The sequence below is a fragment of the Reyranella soli genome, from assembly GCF_007992495.1.
Taxonomy (GTDB): Bacteria; Pseudomonadota; Alphaproteobacteria; order Reyranellales; family Reyranellaceae; genus Reyranella; species Reyranella soli.
In genome coordinates this window covers 1-1,631 of sequence record NZ_BKAJ01000347.1, presented here as the reverse complement: position 1 = coordinate 1,631, position 1,631 = coordinate 1, and the positions used below count along the sequence as shown (strand labels likewise).

Annotated in this window: 1 protein-coding gene; it reads left to right on the top strand. The window is 67.8% G+C overall.

Annotation, left to right across the window (positions count from 1 at the left end):
• Positions 1-1,631: glutamine--fructose-6-phosphate transaminase (isomerizing) (gene glmS, locus RSO01_RS46665; protein WP_147157456.1), on the top strand; the 1,631-nt coding region annotated here is incomplete at both ends.

The following is a 1,631-nucleotide window of genomic DNA, read 5'->3' as shown; positions in this document are numbered from 1 at the left end:
TTGCCCGGCACGATCGGCATTGGCCACACGCGCTGGGCGACCCACGGCAAGCCCTCCGAGCGCAACGCCCATCCCATCGCCACCGACCGCGTGGCGATCGTACACAACGGCATCATCGAGAACTTCCAGGAGCTGAAGGACGAGCTTTTGGCCGAAGGCCGCCGTTTCGACAGCGACACCGACACCGAGGTCGTGGCCCAGCTCCTCACCTCGTATCTCGAGCGCCAGCGCTCGCCCGAGGAGGCGATGGGCCTGGCGATGGCGCGCCTGCGCGGCGCCTTCGCCCTGGTCGCCCTGTTCAGCGGCCGTCATGACATCCTGATGGGCGCCCGGCGCGGCAGCTCGCTGGCGGTCGGCTACGGCGACGGCGAGATGTATATCGGCACCGACGCGCTGGCGCTGGCGCCCTTCACCAAGCGCGTCACCTATCTCGAGGATGACGACTGGGTGGTGCTGGACGCCCAGGGCGCCAAGGTCTTCCAGGGCGACAAGCAAGTGCAGCGCGAGATCCGCCAGAGCAGCATCTCGGGCGCCATGATGGGCAAGGGCAACCATCGCCACTTCATGCTGAAGGAGATCTACGAGCAGCCTGCCGTCATCGGCGACACGCTGCACACCTACCTCGACCCCACCACGCGCTCGGTCAGCCTGCCGGCCTTGCCGTTCGACTGGGCCCGTGTCTCGCGGCTCACCATCACTGCCTGCGGCACGGCCTGCTTTGCCGGCATGGTGGCCAAGTACTGGTTCGAGAAGCTGGCGCGCCTGCCGGTCGAGGTCGAGGTCGCTTCGGAGTTCCGCTATCGCGAGCCGCCGCTGCCTGAAGGCGGTGTCTGCATCGCTATCTCGCAGTCAGGCGAGACCATCGATACCCTGGCGGCGCTGCGCTACGCCAAGGCGCAGAAGCAGACCATCCTGTCGGTAGTCAACGTTCCGGAAAGCGCCATCGCGCGTGAGTCCCACGTCGTGCTGCCGACACTGGCCGGGCCGGAGATCGGCGTCGCCTCGACGAAGGCCTTCACCACGCAGCTCACCGTGCTGCTCGCCGCGGCGATGGATGCCGGCCGCGCGCGCGGCGTGCTGTCCAAGGACGAGGAGGCGAGGCTCGCCAATGCGCTGATCGAGCTGCCGGCGCATATCAACGAAGCACTGAACATGGAGGAGCACTACAAGCGCATCGCCGAGGATGTCTTGGCCCCGGCGCGCGACGTGCTCTATCTCGGCCGCGGCCTGTCCTTCCCGATCGCCCTGGAAGGGGCGCTGAAGCTCAAGGAGATCTCCTACATCCACGCCGAAGGTTATGCCGGCGGCGAGATGAAGCACGGGCCGATCGCCCTGATCGACGAGGCGGTGCCGGTCGTCGTGGTGGCGCCGAGCGACGCCTTGTTCGACAAGATCGCCTCGAACTTCGAGCAGGTGAAGGCGCGTGGCGGCAAGCTGGTGCTGCTGAGCGATCCGGCCGGTTGCGCCCGGCTGGCCAGCCAGGCGGCGGCGGCGATCACCCTGCCCAAGGTCGATCCGGCGGTGGCGCCGATCCTCTACAGCGTGCCCGTGCAGTTGCTGGCCTATCACACGGCGGTCGCCAAGGGCACCGACGTCGACCAGCCGCGCAACCTCGCCAAGAGCGTGACGGT